An 18369-nucleotide genomic window follows, 5' to 3' on the forward strand; every position below is an offset into this window, starting at 1 on the left:
TTCCGGACCAACCTGGGCCGAATTGTCTTCTGTGATCGATATGACGGATGACGATGGACCCGTGGTTATCCGTGAGGGACAGGGAGATGTTAATTGGTGTACACCCTGACTCTTTTGGGGTGATTATCCCAAATGTATTTCAAAAGACGCACTTATACTAATTAAACTTCAAACAGCGCGTTATCTCCTTCATCTTTTCCAGTTCTGCTGTACTTAAAATTTTTCCCATAGCAACCGCTATGCTCAAAATTTGAAGCTTGCTGAACAGAAAAATATTTTGAACCTATACGTGCCCTCTGAAGTCCAATTGGTATTACTTCTTTATCTTTTTTAGTATTACTCCGGGCCACGGAGCATCTGATACATGGCATCCCAGGGTGGTAGAATGATCGGTTTCTTGGCCATGGCATCCAGCGTTTTTCTATCCAGATATTTTTTTTGCAGGATAACCCCATACAGATATTGATCGAACCAGGCATCATCCATAAGCCAATACCCATCTTTACCCCGGTCTGTACCCCATGAATTTTCCACCTTCCATTGTCTGGCTTGCTTATCAACCACATCAACACCAATAAAGACCATCGCGTGAGTCGGAATTGATTCTCCATAAAGGATCTGCTCACTCTTCGTCAGGTTAAAATCCACACCAAGCAACGCCTTGTAATCATAAATGCCTCTCACCATAAGCCCCTCAGATCCCAAATGCTCCTGTCCTACATCACAGGCAAACCAGACTGGTTCATCATCCAGCACAGCCTTCAATGTTTGAGCTTTAATAACCGGGAGAGGCAGATTTAACACTGACATATCCGGTCTTTCAATCATATCCCTGTCCAGCGTGATGCTGTAGGTCTGATAGTATTCCTTGGTCGGATTCTGGAGGAGGTAAACATAATCAGCCAGGTCCTGTTTGACCACTCCATCTCTGAATTGCAGAGGAGTGAAACGCTTTGGCTTGCTCACTTTTTCATCTTCATCTTCATATTGCCAAACAAAAGATTGTGGCGGTTCACCCAGGGATAGTGCTAAAATTCGATAAATATCTGACATTGTCTGCTGATGAATTGTCATCCGCGCTTTTGCGTCAGCTGCAATTCGAATACCTGCTGCAGCTTTGCGAAGCCGTTTCCGGAGTAAATTATTCATTTCACCTGTGTGTGAGCTGGCGTAGGTCTCCGGCATAGCGGTCATGGGCACTACACCATATTTGGCAACCAGATCTACGACCATATTCCATTGTCCTCCATCCCCAATGGGCGAGTCCAATAGAAATTCCAACTCCCGGTCATGGATATCTCGCTCACGCATGGAAATCATTTGATTCAGAAAGAGGTTCGATTTTTCCAACTTGTCATAAAAGAAAAGGAAGTTCTGGGAAAATTCGAAATTTTCCAGATCATAACGATCGATAACGCCAGGTCGCAAAATATTCAGACCAGCAAACAACCAGCAACGACCACTGCCTTTTTGATTACTGATGCCCCCCACCTTGATCTTGTCAGAGAAAAAATGTTGCTGCTTGATACGGGTAGCCCGGTCAACTGACAATGATTTGATACTGTTGTTTGCTAGAGCATTTTGACGAGCCAGATTGTTATCATTACTCCCGAATGTTTTAGCAAAGGATGCTATGTCAGCAGGTGAAAGAGCTTTGAATTCCTGGGCAAAACTCAGGGTTAACATCAGGCATAAAACCAGCAGAAAAGATCGTTTCATGTTGTTTTTCCTTAATTTTTGTTATGCTCTAAATTATTTAATGACTTGATTTTTTGAAACTGTTTTCATTGTGATTGACAACTCTCCAAAAGTCGTCCCAACTCGGGTTAATATTTTGGAGTATTTATCTCAGGCTTACCCTGAGGATGCCTGATCAACCAACCATCTGAACAGTTCGATCCCAATCAGATCATTGGTTTCTGATTCCGGATGCCACTGGACTGCCAGAATGGGAATTGAGGAGTCCTGGGGTTCCAATGCTTCAACGAGCCCATCTTCTGTTCGCCCGACAACCCTAAGTATATCTGCCACCTGTTTTATTGCCTGATGGTGGGCACTATTAGTTTCAACTTTTTTACTGGTGATAAGTTGGTGCAGAAGGGAAGCCTGTTCCACATTCACAATATGGCGGGCTTCAAACCATTCTCCGATCCGGTGAACCACAGGATGCTCAACTTGCGTTGGAATGTCCTGGTAGAGCGAGCCCCCTAAAAAGACATTGATCTCCTGCATTCCCAGACAGATTGCCAGGGTGGGCACTTTCTGTTCCCAAATGTATTCGAAGATCTGTCGGTCATGTTCGCCTCGTCGGGGATGAAAGGGCTTGGGAGTTAAGGGCTCAGGATCTTCACCGTAATACTGCGGATCCAGATCATCTCCACCTGTGAGTACAACACCATCCAGCCTTTGAATAAGCTGCGCCAGATCATCTTTTTTGATGATCGGAGGTATCAGTACCGGGAGTCCTCCGGCTTTTTGAATGCTGTCAGTATATGATTGACCCAGAATGCTGCGATCCATCTCCTCATATTCAAGATAGGATGGCGTTAGACCGATAAGAGGTTTTGATTTCAATTACACAACTTCCTTTTTAACCTGCATTATTCATGAATTATTGCCACGAAGACACTAAGTCACGAAAATTATTAAAGTTATGAACAAGGTCATTTTAAACAGTATTATTTGCATCTGTGAGTGATAATTTTTGATAAGCATATATTTTATTTAACTTTGTGTCTTGGTGACTTAGTGGCTATGAATTATTTAGGTTAAACGACTATAATAAATATTTACATTTTTAACAAACTTGACGATCTCGCAAAAACGACCCCTCGCCCTTCGACTTTGCTCAGGACAGGCGCCGCGCACAAAGTGGACCATTGAGCCTGTCGAAATGACACGGAGTGTTGATAATAAGGAAGCGGCTCCTTTCAGAAAAAGTATTGGCGTGAGTATCAATAATCTGCTTTCTTCTCTCCATTCACGTAAACGGATCTGATCAAATCTGCCGGAGGCGTCTCGTAAGAATCCAGTTCAAGAAAAGCAGGGTCAAGAATGACAAGGTCCGCTAAGTAGCCAGCAATAATTCTCCCGATATCATGGTCTCTGAAACCGGCGTAAGCTGCATCGGCAGTATGTGCTTTCAGGGAAGTATTAAAATCTAAAGCCTCCTCCATGTGCCAGCCGGCTCGCTTGATGGTACTGTGAATCGTAGAAACCGGGTTTGCTGGAGAAACCGGCCAATCTGACCCCAAAGCCAATTGCGTTCCATTTCGCTGTAGCGTCCTGAACGGATAGGCATAATCACACCTTTTTCCCAGCAACGACTCTGCATACCGCGCATCATCGACACAGTGGGTTGGTTGTACCGAGGCGATCACGCCCAGCTCAGCAAAGCGTTTCTGATCCTCAGGGGCAATGTGTTGAGCGTGTTCAATCCTGAAGCGACGATCTCTGTGACCATTTTGCTCAATAACTGTTTGAAATACATCCAGAACTTCTCTGTTTGCTCTATCGCCAATAGCATGAACCACGGTTTGATAGCCCCTCAAGTCAGCCTCTGAAATAGTCTTGATAACCAGAGCCTGATCCTCCCAGTCAGTATCATAGATACCAACGAATCCCGGTGTGTCCTCATAGGGCTCTATCATCAGGGCAGTATGCGAACCGAGGCTCCCATCACTAAAAGCTTTCAAGCCTTTGAATTGGAACCACTCATCTTCATAGAGACCCTCATCGATAAGTTGTTTCATTTCAGACCATTTCAGAAGGGGAGTGTAGACCGTTACCCGAATCTTCAATTTGTGTTGATGAGCCATTTTTTGCAGAAAGTGGAAGTGGGTCATATCATAGATCATATCTCCAACAGCTGTTACCCCGTTTTGAAGGAGATAATGCTGAGCAGCCTCAAAATGTTTAACAAGCTCTGCTTCACTTTCAGGTGGGGCAAGTGACAACACCAGCCCCATGGCTGCATCTTTTAAAATACCCGTAGGTTCACCCTGGTCATCCCGTTCAATGACGCCCCCTTCAGGATCTGGAGTTGCTCTGGTGATCCCAGCCATTTTTAAAGCTGCGCTGCTGGCAATTCCAGAATGTCCATCATGACGATGGAGAATCATTGGATAACCGGGTGCTGCTTCATCCAGCCAACTTCGATGTGGCAACGACCCATCCAGGAAGAGATGTTCATTCCAGCCTCCGCCTTTTAACCACGACCCTGGTGCATATCGCTCTGCAAATGTTGAGATGAGTTCTATGAAGGAAGCTTTTGAGTCAGCTTTTTGCAGGGGGATGGCCAACAAATTCTCACCACCCCATAAAAAATGAATATGGGCATCAATGAATCCGGGAACCACTACTTTTCCCTGCAGATCCACTACCTCGGTTAGCTCATTGCGATAACACGAAAGATCATCTCCAGCAGCCAGAATGTTTTTTCCGCTGATTGCAAGTTGGGAGACTTGAACTAACTTTTCATCCTGGGTTAGAATAATACCATTAACGAGAAGTCTGTCTGCAGTTCGAGGCATTACTTAAGTAGATTGACTCTGGTCTGGAGTAGAGTCTGAAGACGATCTGGATCTGGATCATTCTGCCAATTACCATCTCGCTTAAAAAAACTGCCAACGATAAAGGCATCGGCGTGATCCCAGATTTGGGACAGTCCCTCGGGAGACACGCCACTCCCCACAAGAACGGGTAGTTTTGCTGAGGAATACACGCTGGATAGCTCTTCCTGATTAACCGGCTTTCCTGTGTGAGTGCCTGTAATGATCACACCGTCACTAAGAAAAAATTCTGCCGCTGCAACAGTATCATTAATGGAAACGTCCGCTGTCATGGCATGACTGCTGTGCTTTTTCTTGATATCGGTGAAGATCCTGATGTGTTCTGCACCAATATTCTTTCGGAAACGCAGGAGTTCTCCGGCATCAGACTGGAGTAACCCTTCATCAGCCATGTGGCCAAAAACAAAGCCTTCTGCTCGTATAAATTGGAATTCTGCCGCCAACGCCACCGATAAAGCAGCTTTATTGGCACCGGCCAAAATTTGCAAACCCAGGGGTAAATCTGTTGCAGCCCGTACTTCAGCGGAAATTCGACTTAAGGCGGCTACAACCTCAGAACCTACTTCCCGATTGAGATATGGAACATCATGCATATTCTCCAACATGATCGCCTGCATCCCGTTTTCGCTCAGGATTTTTGCTTCTTTCACCGCTTGAGCAACAATCTCACTTACGGATAGAACATTTTTTGGGGTTCCCGGCAAAGCCTGGACATGGATCATCCCGATCAGGGGTTTTGGTTCGGGAAAGATCTCCAAGAATTCAGGAGCGTTCATTATTCACTTATACTTTCTTTTAATTGGATCAACCCTTCAGTAAGGGATACTATTATGGTGGCGGCAGCTAAACGTACGTGATTTGTATATACTTCGACTCCGCTCAGCAAGACGCGACCTCGTCGGAGTCGAAGGGTCTGCATCCTACCGTTTTGTTGCTGAAAACGCACGCTTAACTGCCGCCGGTTTAATACCTATTGTTCGATTTTGGTTACATGCACCTTCCGGGCAGCAACGATCCCGATATTCAATTCAAAACCCAGGATCAAAACCAGACTCAGAGAAAAGATCATGAGCATGATCACCGGCAATGCACCGATAGAACCGTAAAGGGCATTGTAGCGACCGAAGTGGTCAATGATAAATCTGAATCCAAAGGTGATCAGGATGGTCAATACAGTAGACAGGCTGGCTCCTGCTGAAATAAAACGGTATTTACTTTTACGGGCTGGACCCAGATAATACACAAAGGAGTAGGCAAAATAGAATAGGGCTAGAATAACAACCCATTTCCCTGCCATCACAAAATAATAGAGCCAGCTTTGTAGCATCAATTCTTTGGCCACCAGGAAATTCATGAACGTCTGAGTAAAGGTGATCAGGGTAATACCCAGGGTGACCAACAGGGATAGGATCAACACCAGCATGAGAGCAACAGCTCTTTGTTTAAGCCAGCTTCGAGTATCAACAACATTTACTGAAGCATTGAAAGTCTGGATCAAAGCCACAATACCATTGGTAGAAAAGATCAAAGCCAGGGCAAACCCAAATGAAAAGAAACCACCATGTTTAATGATCAGAATATCTTCGATTATCTGCTGAATAACACTGTAAGTGCTGACTGGAACAAGTGACTGGATTAATAAGAGGATTTCAGTTTGAAAATTGTCTAGAGGTAACAAAGGAATGAGTGTAAAAATAAAGATAATGGTGGGGAAAAGCGCCAGGATCAGATTGAAAGCGACTGCCTCTGCCCGTGTAATGATCGCGCCGTCCCTAAGTCCCCTGTAAAAAAACAAACCTACATTGAAAACTGGAACGCGATCAAAGCCAGGGAATGACACCCGTTTGGCCAGGTTAATGTAGGGCAACAGCCACCTCATTAATTTCAGTTCGAAGGTTTTCAGGGTCATGCGGAGAACCTAATCAGTAATCCTGATTATTTTGTAAAAAATTCTCTCACTGAAGAACTGAGGATCCTTTTATCCGGGGTCTGTGCCGCCTAATGAACGTCGTAGGTCCCGCCACCAATAAACTCCCTGAAATGAGAGGTCTCTGGAATAGGGGATTCATCAGTAATCGGTGTAATTGATTCCAGCATTTCGCGCACCCGTTTGGCTCTTAAATAGGCATCTACGCGTCGGGGATCATTCTTGTAATCCTGTTCCCATTGTTTGAAATGATCATACAACCGATTACGCATGACTGGTAGCTCATAGGGCACGGCACCATTGATGATGTAGTCTGCTGTATTGATGTAGGGTAGAATATTGCGCAATTCTGCATTGCGGACGTAATGCCAATGGGTCAGGGTCTGACCCGGGTCATAAGCCCGATGTTGTTCATCCCTGATCATCCTGCGCATGAGCCGTAAATCGGTCCAGCGAATAAATTTTCCATTGGTGCCCTTCATCTGGAGCAAGGTCTCGATATACACCTTGAAAACACTGTTCTCATCAATGCCTTTCAGCATATCTCCATACAGGCCGTGAAGGCTGTCGATCAGAATAACATCCGTGGATTTGATCTGCAGGGGAGTCTGGTTCAAGGCGCGGGTACCTGTTGAGAAATCATACTTGGGAATCAAAACTTCCTCGCCGGCCATAAGCTGTTTTACATGCTGGTTGATCAAAGCCAGATCTAAAGCCTGGGGCGTTTCAAAATCATGGTCGCCAAATTCATCAACAGGATGCATTTCCAAGTCAAAAAAGTAGTGGTCAATATTCAGTTCAACCAGACCCATCCCTTTTTCTGAGAGATAGTGAGCCAACTTCCGGGTAGTGGTTGTTTTACCGGAAGATGAAGGACCTGCCACCACCACGATCCGGGTTTCACCCTTTCGTTCCGCAATTAGTTCAGCGGCGGCCTGTATATCATATTCGTAGGCGGCATCTGATTCCAGACAAATCTCCCGGAACTCACCCCTGGCAATCCGCTGATTCAGTTTTTCCACAGAGTTCAGATCGTGATCGGAAGCCCAAACTAAAACTTCATAGATCTTCTGGTAGGGAATGTTCCCTTGGTGAACTTTGGTTTTGCTCAGTTTGGCTTTTCGTTTATCGTTTTGAGTGGCCCGATAGAGAATAAAGTGCTTTGCTACGGAAGCATGACCCTCTTCGATTAACACTTTTTCCACAATATCCTGCACCTGCTCCACTCCGGGCGGATGTTCATTGGAATAGTTGTCGCAAATGATCGATTCAACCAGTAAAGCCAATTCTTCGGATTTGTCCTGATCACGCCCCCCGATGGCAACAACCGCCCGGTAGATGGCATTGGTGATGCGTTGGCGGGAATAGGGAACCAGGGTCCCATCCCGTTTAAAAACGTGCGTTAAAAAACAACTGTTAATCATGTTCATCGCCATATTTCAGCTCATCACTTAATTCATTCACATCATCCTCGGCAACGGGAAAATATTTTGCCAGATTTTCGCCCAATTGGTGGATACCGAAGAGCAATCCTTCACGCATCCGACCTTCAGCAAAATGGGATTTCATATCGGCTACTGTAGTTTCCCAAAAATTTTCCGGCACGCGTTCATGGATCCCGGCATCCCCATAGACGGCAAATTTTTGTTCAGCCAGGAACAATACAATGAGAGTGGCATTCCGTTCTTTGGTTTGATGAAGTTTAGCCTTTTCAAAAATGCGCCGAGCAGATTTGTAGGGTTGATTATAAGATGTGGTATTAAAAGAGATGACGATCTCACCGCTGGTACGACCTTCAAAGGTCTTGATGGCTTCAGATATTTCCTGAAGATCCTGATCACTAAATATCTCTTTGGCCAGTTTCTCTGCTTTTTTCATAATGTCTCTTTCTGTATCTTCTCATTCCAGTTATACCAATTGAACATCTAAACAGCACTATAAATTCAAAAGATTTTTCTGTTTATCAAGCTTCAAGTTTTTAGCCTAGCGGTAGCTATGGTGGGAACTTTAAGTGCAGAAAAACTGGAAAAGCTGTAGAAGTTAGGTGCTGGTTGGATGTTTAGTTGGTATTATACAACAAATGATGGAACATTGTACTCATTGGGGCGAGCCAAAAGGCGAGCTAAGTCCCCTCCTGGGAGGGGTTGCTCACGCAGGGTGGGTTCTCCCCATACAAACTAACTTTTGGTTCTTTTCCATGCATTTAAACCCCCTCCGTCCCTTCGGGACACCTCCCAAGGGGAAGGACTAGACCTGCCATTAAAACTATACCGGGACAAGCCAAAATATTCTCTAATCAGGGCTTTTTAATGTGCTTCTGTGACAAAAAACATGGATGCTTACTGATTTAATAATCGTCAGTAATATCCTTGCCCTGTTTCTTGCTGATGATGCGGAACTCATCCATGTTTTTGGATTCATCTTCCACGAGTTCAACCTTGATAAAATGCTGCCACTGGATCGAACGCATTACATTTTTACGTCCAGAGCGTAGAAATTTTGCCAGTTCGGGATTCACGATCAGCTGTAGTCTGAATTCCCGTTTCTTAGAGTGGAACCTGCGGAACCAGCCTTCTATCTGTGTAGCTAAAGCAGCTTTGGACATGATGCGTCCACGGCCTTTACAGACCGGACATTCTTCCGTGGCCGAAAGTAATAGGCTAAGACGAATCCGTTGACGGGTCATTTCAAGTAAACCAAAATCAGAAATATAACTGACAGCAACCTTGGCCCGGTCTTTCCGTAATTCTCGCCTGAGTTCGTAGTAAACCTTCTTTTTGTTCTCCTCGCGATGCATGTCAATGAAGTCGATCACAATCAAACCGCCCAGATCCCGCAGACGTAATTGCTGAGCAATGGCTCGGGCTGATTCCAGGTTAATTTTCACGGCATTCGCTTCATGATCCTTGCGACCAATGAATTTTCCAGAGTTCACATCAATGGAGACCAGTGCTTCTGTCTGTTCGATAACAATAGAGGCACCACTCTTGAGATTGACTTTGCGAGACATGGAAATATCGATGCCCTTTTGAACCTTGTAGGCATCAAACAGAGGTAATCTCTTTTTGTAGTGTTCCAGCCGATCGACCAACTGGGGGGCAGCACCTTTGAGATAGCTGTTCAATTGTTTGTACATGCCCTTATTGTCGGTTACAACTTGTTGGACATCATTGGTAAACAAATCCCGAATCAGGCTGGAAACCGTTTCCATATCCCTGTAAACCAAAATCGGGCTCTGTTTGCCTTTGACGGCTTTTTCCATCCGTTTATATGAATCCATGAGATTGTTCAAGTCGGCTCCCAGGGTTTCATCATCTTTACCTTCGGTTACTGTTCGGGCGATCAGTCCAAAGCCATCCGGTTTCATTTCATGACAACTACGACGTAAACGACGCCGCTCATAGTTATTATATATTTTGCGGGAGATACCAATGTAATCTGCATTGGGAACCAGAACGAGAAAGCGACCCGGTAAAGAAATATTGGTGGTAACCCGGGCACCCTTGCCCATATAGGGTTCTTTAATGACCTGTACCAGAATCTCCTGGCCTGTTCTCAACTTGGGTGTTGCCGGTTTCTGGAAATTCTTGCGATTGCGACCCCGGCCGCGTGAACGACCTCGGTTTGAGCGTTGCGGTTTGCTATCATTGTCATCGTCATCATCTCCATCCAACAAGAAGGACTCGCCTTCTATTTCAGAGAATGGTAAGAAAGCATTGGCACCGATCCCAATATCGACAAAAGCAGCTTGCATACCCGGTAACACATTTTCCACAACACCTTTATAGATGTTGCCTACGATCCGGATGTTTTCCGGTTTTTCAACATAAAGTTCAACCAGTACGTCATCCTCATGGATAGCGATCCGGGTTTCCTTATGCGTTTGATTAATAAAGATATCTTTCTTCATTGTTCAAATCCTCAATTGTATTGCGAATAGATAAAAGAAGAAAGTTGAGATAATTGTTCTCAACAGGGTCTCATTTATTTCCTATGAATGAGACAATCACAAAAAATTTTTCTGCGCTGGCCTGGGTGAGGAGGCTTCAGTTAAGCCTGATCTAACGGATCTTGCGCATTCTCAATTCTTAACCATTAGTGGGAATCGAGTCAATTCTTTTATCAATTCTAGTTCTGGCAGCCATTTGGCTTGCCTTTTTCAGGTAGATTTACAAATTACTACCGGCAATTTCAGCAATGAAAAGCGTCCTCCTGCTTGAGTAACATTTTATTTAAGAGGGGACGTGTTGACCTGTTCAGTTATCCTTTCAGCACACAATTCTCAGCATATCCCACCGGTCATTTGCCGGGGTTGCTATTAATAGCAAACGTGGATAAACCGCTATTCAGCAGGGAAACATGGTTCTGAACAAGTTCTTTTCACAACTTTACTTTTGCCCAGCTTATCCCGATCAAGTTGGTTCGTTCATTATTACCGCCAAGCGGTGAACGGTATAGACCGGTAAGTCATTAGCTGGAACTTCAAAAAACACGGGCAGGAATTCATTCAAACGGATTCCCTTGCCATCCTTAACGAGGGTTGTCACCTCGAGGCTATTGCCCTTTATTTCAATAGACTGGATATAGACTTTTACATCCAGAGATATTATACGGCGTTTTCGCTCGCGTTCAATATACACATTATTTCGCTGTTCAAAGTTTTGTTTCAAATGCTTTAGTGATACATCAGACCCTAATTCATCAAAAACAATCACCTGTTTCACTGCTGTGATCTGTCCAGTAACAGCACTGATCCTGCCCTTATGCCAAACCACATCCTGAACTTTGATCCCAGCAGGCAGAAAGCCATTCAGGTCTTCAACAACCGTCTCGACCTGACGAAACAACAGCACATCCAGAAACTCTGCTTCCGAGGTATATCCCAGGGGTAACGCCGGGCCACTTGAAATCCGGGGACGCCGATTAAATCCTTGAGAGTAGACAACCGGCAGATCAGCCAGACTGATGGCTCGCATAAATGAGTTTTGAACATCAAGATGTCCAAGATAGCTGGCCAACCCTGATTTGGAAAACTTCAGACGGGCCGTAAATACCGGTGTCGTGTTTATTAATTCCGGCAGCGGTATTCTTTCGGGTGCAACATAGACTTCAGGTTTTGTTTTGGACTCTCCGGCTGTTTCGTCCTTGACGATCCGCATATACAGTTCATCGAAGTCACAAACGCCACAAGCAACGCATCCATCGCGACAATCAATGACAGTTGCTTCCTGGTAAGCCTTACGTTTTTCCCGTTTTAAAAATTTCTTTATGATCCTGTTGTCTACCAGATCCCAGGGTAACAACTCATTTTCATCTCGTGCTCTTAAATAGAATTCATGGTCGATGCCAGCCTGTTCAAATGCATTCATCCAGCGATCATAGCGAAAGAAATCACCCCAGCTATCAAAACGGGCACCATCCTTCCAGGCATGATATATGGCTTGGGAAAGACGGCGATCGCCCCGGGAAAGGACTCCTTCGATCTCTGAATATCTGGGATCTCGATACGATACCCGCAAATTTTTATACTTTAAATTCGCCATGAGAAAATCGATCTTTTCCCGAATAACCTCTTTACTGTCCTGAGCCTCCCACTGGAAAGGGGTTTCCGGCTTGGGAATAAAGGTGGAAAGGGTCACGTTGAGCTTGACCCGGCCAAAGGGTTTGGCCATCTCGCGGACTGCATTGATCAAATCCACGATACCTTGCAAATCAGCCTGGGTTTCGGTAGGCAAACCCAGCATGAAATAGAACTTCAGGGTTTTCCAACCACCATCCAGGGCTATTTGTACTGACGAATACAGATCTTCATCACTGATGATCTTATTGATCACTCGGCGCATCCGCCAGGTTCCGGCTTCCGGTGCAAAGGTCAGCCCGGATTTGCGACCTTCAGAAGCAATGGAAGCGATCTCTTTGGTAAAACTATCCAAACGCATGGATGGAAATGAGACCGAAACCCGATTTTCTTTCAAATAGGGCTTCAGTCCATCCACTACTTCACCCAATCCAGAATAGTCACTGGTAGAAAGCGAAAGCAGGGAAAGGTTCTTTTGGCCGGTAGCAGCCAGAGTCACTTTGGCAGATTCGATCAGCTCATCCGGTTTCCGTTCGCGAACCGGGCGATAAACCATACCAGCGTGGCAAAATCGACAGCCCTGAGTACAGCCACGCATCACTTCCAGGGCAAATCGATCCTGGGCAGTTTCAACGATGGGCACCACCGGTTTTGTCGGATAATTGGAGGCATCCAGAATGGGGATCTTGGCTGACTTGACCCGCTCTGGTGCTCCATCAAAATTTTTGGTCATCGACTCCAAATGACCTGATTCGGAATATTTATAATCGTAGAAGGCCGGGATGTAAACTCCTTCGGGTATCGTTGCCAGATCTTCCAGGATCTGGCGGCGGGTACGTCCATCCCGGCGACCTTCACCAATTCGTCTAACCAGATCGACCAACAGCTCTTCAGCATCTCCGATGACCACCAGGTCAAAAAAATCAGCTACCGGTTCAGGATTATAGGCATTGGTCCCACCGGCTATAATAAAGGGGTCTTGTTCACTACGCTCTTTGGTCCAAATGGGAATATTGGACATATCCAGCATGTTGAGAATATTTGTGTAAAGCAGATCATAAGGCAAAGAAAAGCCTACAATATCAAAATCACGCAGATCACGCTTGGTCTCCAGGCTATGTAAGGGCACTTCATATTCACGCATGAGCGTTTCCATATCAGGCCAGGGGGCATTGACCCGTTCGGCAGCGATATCATGTTCACGATTGAGGATATGATAGAGTATTTGAAAGCCATTATAGGGCATGGCTGTATCATAGACATCTGGAAACGCCAATGCCATGGTCGCTGTAAGATCATCCCAATTCTTGGTGATTATGTTATGTTCATTTCCCAGATAGCGCCCGGGTTTGGATACTTTGGAGAGTATCCGCGTATGTAAAATATGTTCTATTTCTTTGGGCTGCACCCAATATTCCTTTCATCCACCCGTGTGACCAAAATATTTCATGGGGCTAATCAACCTTTTGTATTGTTCCAGTCGCGTCAAGCCTCTGATTATAATTGAGTTTTCACGAGATACTACCTTTTATGAATTGGCTGAAAAGCTGTGAGGAATTGCAGCTTTTACAGGTTAATTTTATTCGTCAACCAACAACAGGAGATTATCATGAATCAGTCCACCGAAAAGCCCTGGGTCATTTTGCAAAAAGTAGAAGGTGATATTACAGCCGAGATGTTGTGCGAAGCATTAAGAAATGCTGATGTTCCCTGCGAGATCAAACGCAGCATGTTGGCCTCAGGTCTTGGAGCCCACTCAGTCTCGCTACCGGAAAATCAGGCAACTCTACTGGTTCCTCCAGAAAAACTGACAGAAGCGCAGGCTGTTTTAGAGGCCATTGAATTCGAACCCGGGGAAAATCAATAGTTTAACTGATTGCGGAGAGCGCAAAGACCGCTATCGATTATCCTGTGGGCGTTATCGTATTTTATATGAGATCAAAGATCGTATTATACTGATTACCATCGTAGAAGTTAGATATAGAAAAAATGCTTATCGCTAAACCCTTTTCTATATTGGGGGCTATAAAAGTAACTATTTGAGAAGGTTTGCATAGATATGCCCGAAAAAGTACAACGTGTTAAAGGTGTCAATGATATTCTCCCGCTGGAGGCCAGGTCATGGCAAATTCTGGAAGCCGTGATCCAGAGCGTGATGAAACGCTATGCCTATGGTGAGATCAGACCCCCGGTTTTTGAGAAAACAGAACTCTTTGCCCGCGGCGTTGGCGAAGATACTGATATTGTATCCAAGGAAATGTACACTTTCAGTGATATGAGCAAATCCTCATTGACCCTCCGTCCCGAGCTTACTGCTGGAGTGGTCCGCAGCTATATCCAGAATAATATGCAGCAGATTTCGCCCGTGCAGAAGCTGTGGTACGAAGGCCCCTTATTTCGTCAGGAACGCCCTCAGAAAGGGCGCTATCGTCAATTTTGGCAATTTGGAGCTGAAGCCATCGGATCCTCCAATCCTGAGCAGGATGTGGAGATGATCGTTCTGTTCTATACCATTCTTAAGGAACTGAGGATCGCAGATTCAGTAACATTGAAGATCAATAGCGTGGGTGATAGCGAGAGCCGGTCCAGCTACCGTAATGCACTGCAGGAATTTCTGAGACCTCACTTGAAGGATCTTTCAGAGACCAGTCAACATCGCTTTGAATCCAACCCGTTAAGGATCTTGGACAGCAAGGCTCCTCAGGATAAAGAGCTGGTGCAAAACGCTCCCAAGATCCGTGATTGGCTGAACGAATCCTCTTCAACCCATTATGATCAAGTGCTGAACATGTTGAAGACACTTAATATTCCTTATACTCAAGATGATCTATTGGTACGTGGTCTGGATTACTACACCCATACTATTTTCGAATTCACCAGTGATGCTCTGGGTGCTCAGGATGCTATTTGTGGTGGGGGACGCTATAACGACCTGGTTAAAGAATTGGGGGGGAGTGATATGCCTGCCATTGGCTGGGCTTCCGGGATTGAGCGACTACTTCTGGTTGTTGATGCCATTAACCCCATGAACACTGACCCCACACTGGACCTCTACCTGGTTGTACTTGGTGATGAACTCCGCACCAAGGCACCTGAACTGATTCGGGATTGGCGGGATCAGGGACTATCCTGTGATTCTGATGCGCTGCGACGCAGTATGAAAGCCCAGATGCGCGAAGCCAACCGGCAGGGCGCTAAATACGTGGCTATTCTAGGTACCGATGAATACTCACAGGGTGTGGTTCAACTAAAGGATTTTAAATCCGGAGAGCAAAAACCGGTGATTTTTGATCAGGTAGCTGAACTGATAATAAATAGTCTTACTAAACAGATAGAAGACTCTTGACCCCCAACTATAGATCGCGATTTTCGGTGGTGTTTCTTCCCTGCGTTCTGCTGATCCAGGATGACTAACAGATGTCTGACCAACCTCATCTCTTAACCAAGGCTCAGGTAACCCGCTATCGGGGGTTGAAACAAGGGCGGAATCGAAAACAGGAAGGTTTGTTCCTGTTAGAGGGCGTTCGACTTTGCGAAGAAGCGTTCAGATCCAATTTGAAATTGGAAACCTGCATTATTAGGAAAAACTTTGATAAATTAACCATCCCAAACGAACTCGTCACCTACGAAGCGACTAATACCCAGCTTGAACAAATCAGCGACAGCAAAAACCCCCAGGGAATTGTCTGTATTGCCAGAATACCCGACAAAAGATCCTTACCAAGCCCAGAACCCGGCAAAATCCTGTTGGTCTTGGATCGCCTGGCCGATCCCGGAAATATGGGAACTATTTTTCGCAGTGCTTTATGGTTTGGTGTATCCCATATCCTGCTTGGGCCAGATTGCGTAGATCCATATAGTCCCAAAGTTGTCCGCGCCAGCATGGGTGATCTTGCCTCGCTGAAACTACACAGTAGTGATGATCTCAAAATAAGCGCGGAAGCATGGAAAGAAGCCGCTGGTCAAGTAGCCGCTTTGCACATGTCAGGTTCTCCTCTGGATGCCTATCGACCACAACAGGGACTCTTTCTCATTGTTGGCTCAGAAGCTCATGGGGTTGCTCAAGAACTGCTGGATAGCGCCACTTCTCTCTCGATCATGAAAATCGGCGTTGGGGAATCTCTGAATGCCGCCATGGCAACCGGAATAGCCCTATACGAATTAACCAGGACGTCGTGAATGCCGAAAATCGAAATATCAATGGTGCAAGGCAGCTTTTTTAGAGTGATCCTGGGAATGATCATGACCCTGATCTTTATCATTAGTATGATCCTGCATCCTGAAGCGTATATGAAGTATCTATTCTGGGCACTCCTGGGATTAGCTCTAACCTGGCAGAATTACAGTCTCTACCTCATCAAAAAGCAGGAAGATCAAGAAAACGCTCCTTGATCACATCTACTGTTCTTCGTGACCTCCGCCACACCGTGTTATACATTCTTTAACTATAATCAGACCGAAAATCGGCTATAATGCGCGATTAGTATCTTTGATAGTAGATCCAGTTATTTAATAAGGGATAACCCATGTTTTTCAACCGACATTTGAAGCTTATTATACTTGTGCTGCTGTTGGCCGCGAGTGCTCTACAGGCCAAAAACCAATGGCTCGGATTTCAAAATCAATCCTCAAGCAGTCCGGCGGTTGTGACTCATATTGATAATCTATCCGGGACTGAACTGGATTTCCAATTATCTGGCTATTACCGAAGCGAGGTGGAGATCGAGGGAAGTTCCTACCTGTTGATCTCTGCTCCTGAGATGACACCCCTCCTGAAAACCGGTGCCCCTGATCTGCCTAAATACTACCGCAGTATTATTATTCCCGATAATGCCCAGATGCAGCTCAGTGTTGAGGTTTTGGAATATCATGACATCACTGTAGAAAAACTGGTTCCCTCCAAAGGCAATCTTACCAGAGCACTCAATCCAGCTTCAGTTCCCTTTGAATTCGGAGAAGAATACCAACAAGATGCGTTTTACCCGGAACAGATCGCCTCATTGAGTGCTCCCTACGTCATGCGTGACCTAAGGGGCGCAGTGATCCAAATTCACCCTTTTCGATATAATCCGATAGCTGGAATTCTAAGAATTTATACCCACTTGCGCTTAAATGTTGAGACCGTTGGGCTTGCCCGCCAGGCTATCAAAACCAAATTCACGACGACTCTGGATCGTGGGTTCCTGCCTGTATATGAAAATCATTTTATCAATTACGCATCTAACACAGTTCTTTATGACCTGCCGGTGGAAACCGGCAATCTCTTCATTATCGCTGCTGATAATTATTATAACGCAACCTTGCCCCTGGTGAATTGGAAACGTACCCGCGGCTTAGCAACTGAGATTATACGTGTTTCTGAGATCGGCAATAATGCCTCATCTATCAAGGATGCCATCCAAACTCGCTATGATTCAGATGCAGGGCTTACTTTTCTCCTCATCGTTGGAGATGCTCCCGATGTCGCGCCAGCTATTGGAACCTCCGGAGCAGCCTCTGGAGCTGCTTCCGATCCTACTTACGCTCTGCTGGACGGTGGTAACGGGGATCAGTATCCTGATATTTTTGTAGGACGCCTATCAGCCAACACTATTACCCAGGTTGAAACCCAGGTAGCCAAGATCATCGATTATGAAGCCAATCCGGATCCAACAGGCGACTGGTATCAAAAAGCGATGGGCATCGCCTCAAACCAGGGTGCCGGTCAGGGTGATGATGGTGAGGCTGACAATGTTCACATGGACAATATCAGAACCGATCTGTTAGGTTATGGTTATGATCCAGTAGATCAGATCTATGATCCGAGTGCCAGCTCAGCGCAGGTTACATCTGGTGTCAACGACGGACGCAGCTTGATCAATTATGTGGGACACGGTTCTACTTCATCCTGGTCCACCACAGGCTTTTCAAGCTCACAGGTAAACAGCCTAAATAATACCGGAAAATTACCAGTGATTGTCTCCGTGGCTTGCGTTAATGGAAATTTCCAATCCACTACCTGTTTTGCCGAAGCCTGGTTGAGGGCTGGATCTGCCAACGACCAAAAAGGAGCGGTGGCATTCTATGGTTCTTCGATTAATCAGGATTGGGCACCACCCATGAGTGCACAGGATGAATTTGTTGACCTGCTCATCGCTGATGATCCCCTGACCATCGGTGCCCTCATGTTTTCCGGATCAGCGCTGATGATCGATGAATATGGGAGCAGTGGTTTTGCAATGTATGCGACCTGGCATATTTTTGGTGATCCCAGTATGCCTCTGCGTACGCAAACACCTCAACCTTTTACAAAT

The 18369-nt window shown here is 45.5% G+C and carries 14 protein-coding genes; 5 read left to right on the forward strand and 9 right to left on the reverse strand.

Annotated elements, in window-relative coordinates; translation table 11 throughout:
* Positions 1-336: 336 nt before the first annotated feature.
* The 9 genes from U9Q77_07175 to U9Q77_07215 form a co-directional block, all read right to left on the reverse strand.
* Positions 337-1719 carry a C1 family peptidase gene (locus tag U9Q77_07175; GenBank protein ID MEA3287141.1) on the reverse strand — a complete coding sequence of 461 codons (1383 nt, stop codon included), beginning with the start codon at positions 1717-1719 and terminating at the stop codon, positions 337-339.
* 135 nt (positions 1720-1854) lie between these two features.
* On the reverse strand, positions 1855-2574 hold the full coding sequence (locus U9Q77_07180; GenBank protein ID MEA3287142.1) for a gamma-glutamyl-gamma-aminobutyrate hydrolase family protein: 720 nt from the start codon (positions 2572-2574) through the stop codon (positions 1855-1857).
* Positions 2575-2954: 380 nt separating this feature from the next.
* A complete protein-coding gene (locus tag U9Q77_07185) occupies positions 2955-4532 on the reverse strand; it encodes an amidohydrolase (GenBank protein ID MEA3287143.1) in 1578 nt (525 codons plus the stop codon).
* A complete protein-coding gene (locus U9Q77_07190) occupies positions 4532-5347 on the reverse strand; it encodes a BtpA/SgcQ family protein (GenBank protein ID MEA3287144.1) in 816 nt (271 codons plus the stop codon). The genes U9Q77_07185 and U9Q77_07190 overlap by 1 nt, the downstream gene beginning before the upstream one ends.
* Positions 5348-5541: 194 nt before the next feature.
* Complete coding sequence (locus U9Q77_07195) at positions 5542-6480, reverse strand: YihY/virulence factor BrkB family protein (protein MEA3287145.1); 939 nt, start codon at positions 6478-6480, stop codon at positions 5542-5544.
* A gap of 89 nt (positions 6481-6569) precedes the next feature.
* The gene (locus U9Q77_07200) at positions 6570-7922 is read right to left on the reverse strand and encodes an ATP cone domain-containing protein (protein MEA3287146.1); all 1353 of its coding nucleotides are present in this window, start codon (positions 7920-7922) and stop codon (positions 6570-6572) included.
* Positions 7915-8376 (reverse strand): TPM domain-containing protein, encoded by a 462-nt coding sequence (locus U9Q77_07205; protein ID MEA3287147.1) that lies wholly within the window; start codon positions 8374-8376, stop codon positions 7915-7917. Before U9Q77_07205 ends, U9Q77_07200 begins: the two co-directional genes overlap by 8 nt.
* A 469-nt stretch (positions 8377-8845) precedes the next feature.
* Positions 8846-10408: an Rne/Rng family ribonuclease gene (locus U9Q77_07210; GenBank protein ID MEA3287148.1), complete on the reverse strand. Its 1563-nt coding sequence runs from the start codon at positions 10406-10408 to the stop codon at positions 8846-8848.
* A 502-nt stretch (positions 10409-10910) separates the two neighbouring features.
* The gene (locus tag U9Q77_07215; GenBank protein MEA3287149.1) at positions 10911-13484 is read right to left on the reverse strand and encodes a TIGR03960 family B12-binding radical SAM protein; all 2574 of its coding nucleotides are present in this window, start codon (positions 13482-13484) and stop codon (positions 10911-10913) included.
* A 201-nt stretch (positions 13485-13685) separates the two neighbouring features.
* Here U9Q77_07215 and U9Q77_07220 point away from each other — a divergent pair, with 201 nt between their 5' ends.
* From U9Q77_07220 to U9Q77_07240, 5 genes are all read left to right on the forward strand, one after another.
* Positions 13686-13943 (forward strand): hypothetical protein, encoded by a 258-nt coding sequence (locus U9Q77_07220; protein ID MEA3287150.1) that lies wholly within the window; start codon positions 13686-13688, stop codon positions 13941-13943.
* Positions 13944-14135: 192 nt separating this feature from the next.
* Complete coding sequence (gene hisS / locus U9Q77_07225) at positions 14136-15422, forward strand: histidine--tRNA ligase (protein ID MEA3287151.1); 1287 nt, start codon at positions 14136-14138, stop codon at positions 15420-15422.
* 71 nt (positions 15423-15493) lie between these two features.
* Entirely contained in the window at positions 15494-16255 is a 762-nt protein-coding gene (locus U9Q77_07230) for an RNA methyltransferase (protein MEA3287152.1), read from the forward strand.
* Complete coding sequence (locus U9Q77_07235; GenBank protein MEA3287153.1) at positions 16256-16468, forward strand: hypothetical protein; 213 nt, start codon at positions 16256-16258, stop codon at positions 16466-16468.
* A 134-nt stretch (positions 16469-16602) separates the two neighbouring features.
* Positions 16603-18369: C25 family cysteine peptidase (locus U9Q77_07240; GenBank protein MEA3287154.1), on the forward strand; the 1767-nt coding region annotated here is incomplete at its 3' end.

This window comes from Candidatus Neomarinimicrobiota bacterium (assembly GCA_034716895.1).
In the GTDB taxonomy this organism is placed as follows: Bacteria; Fidelibacterota; UBA8477; order UBA8477; family JABMPR01; genus JABMPR01.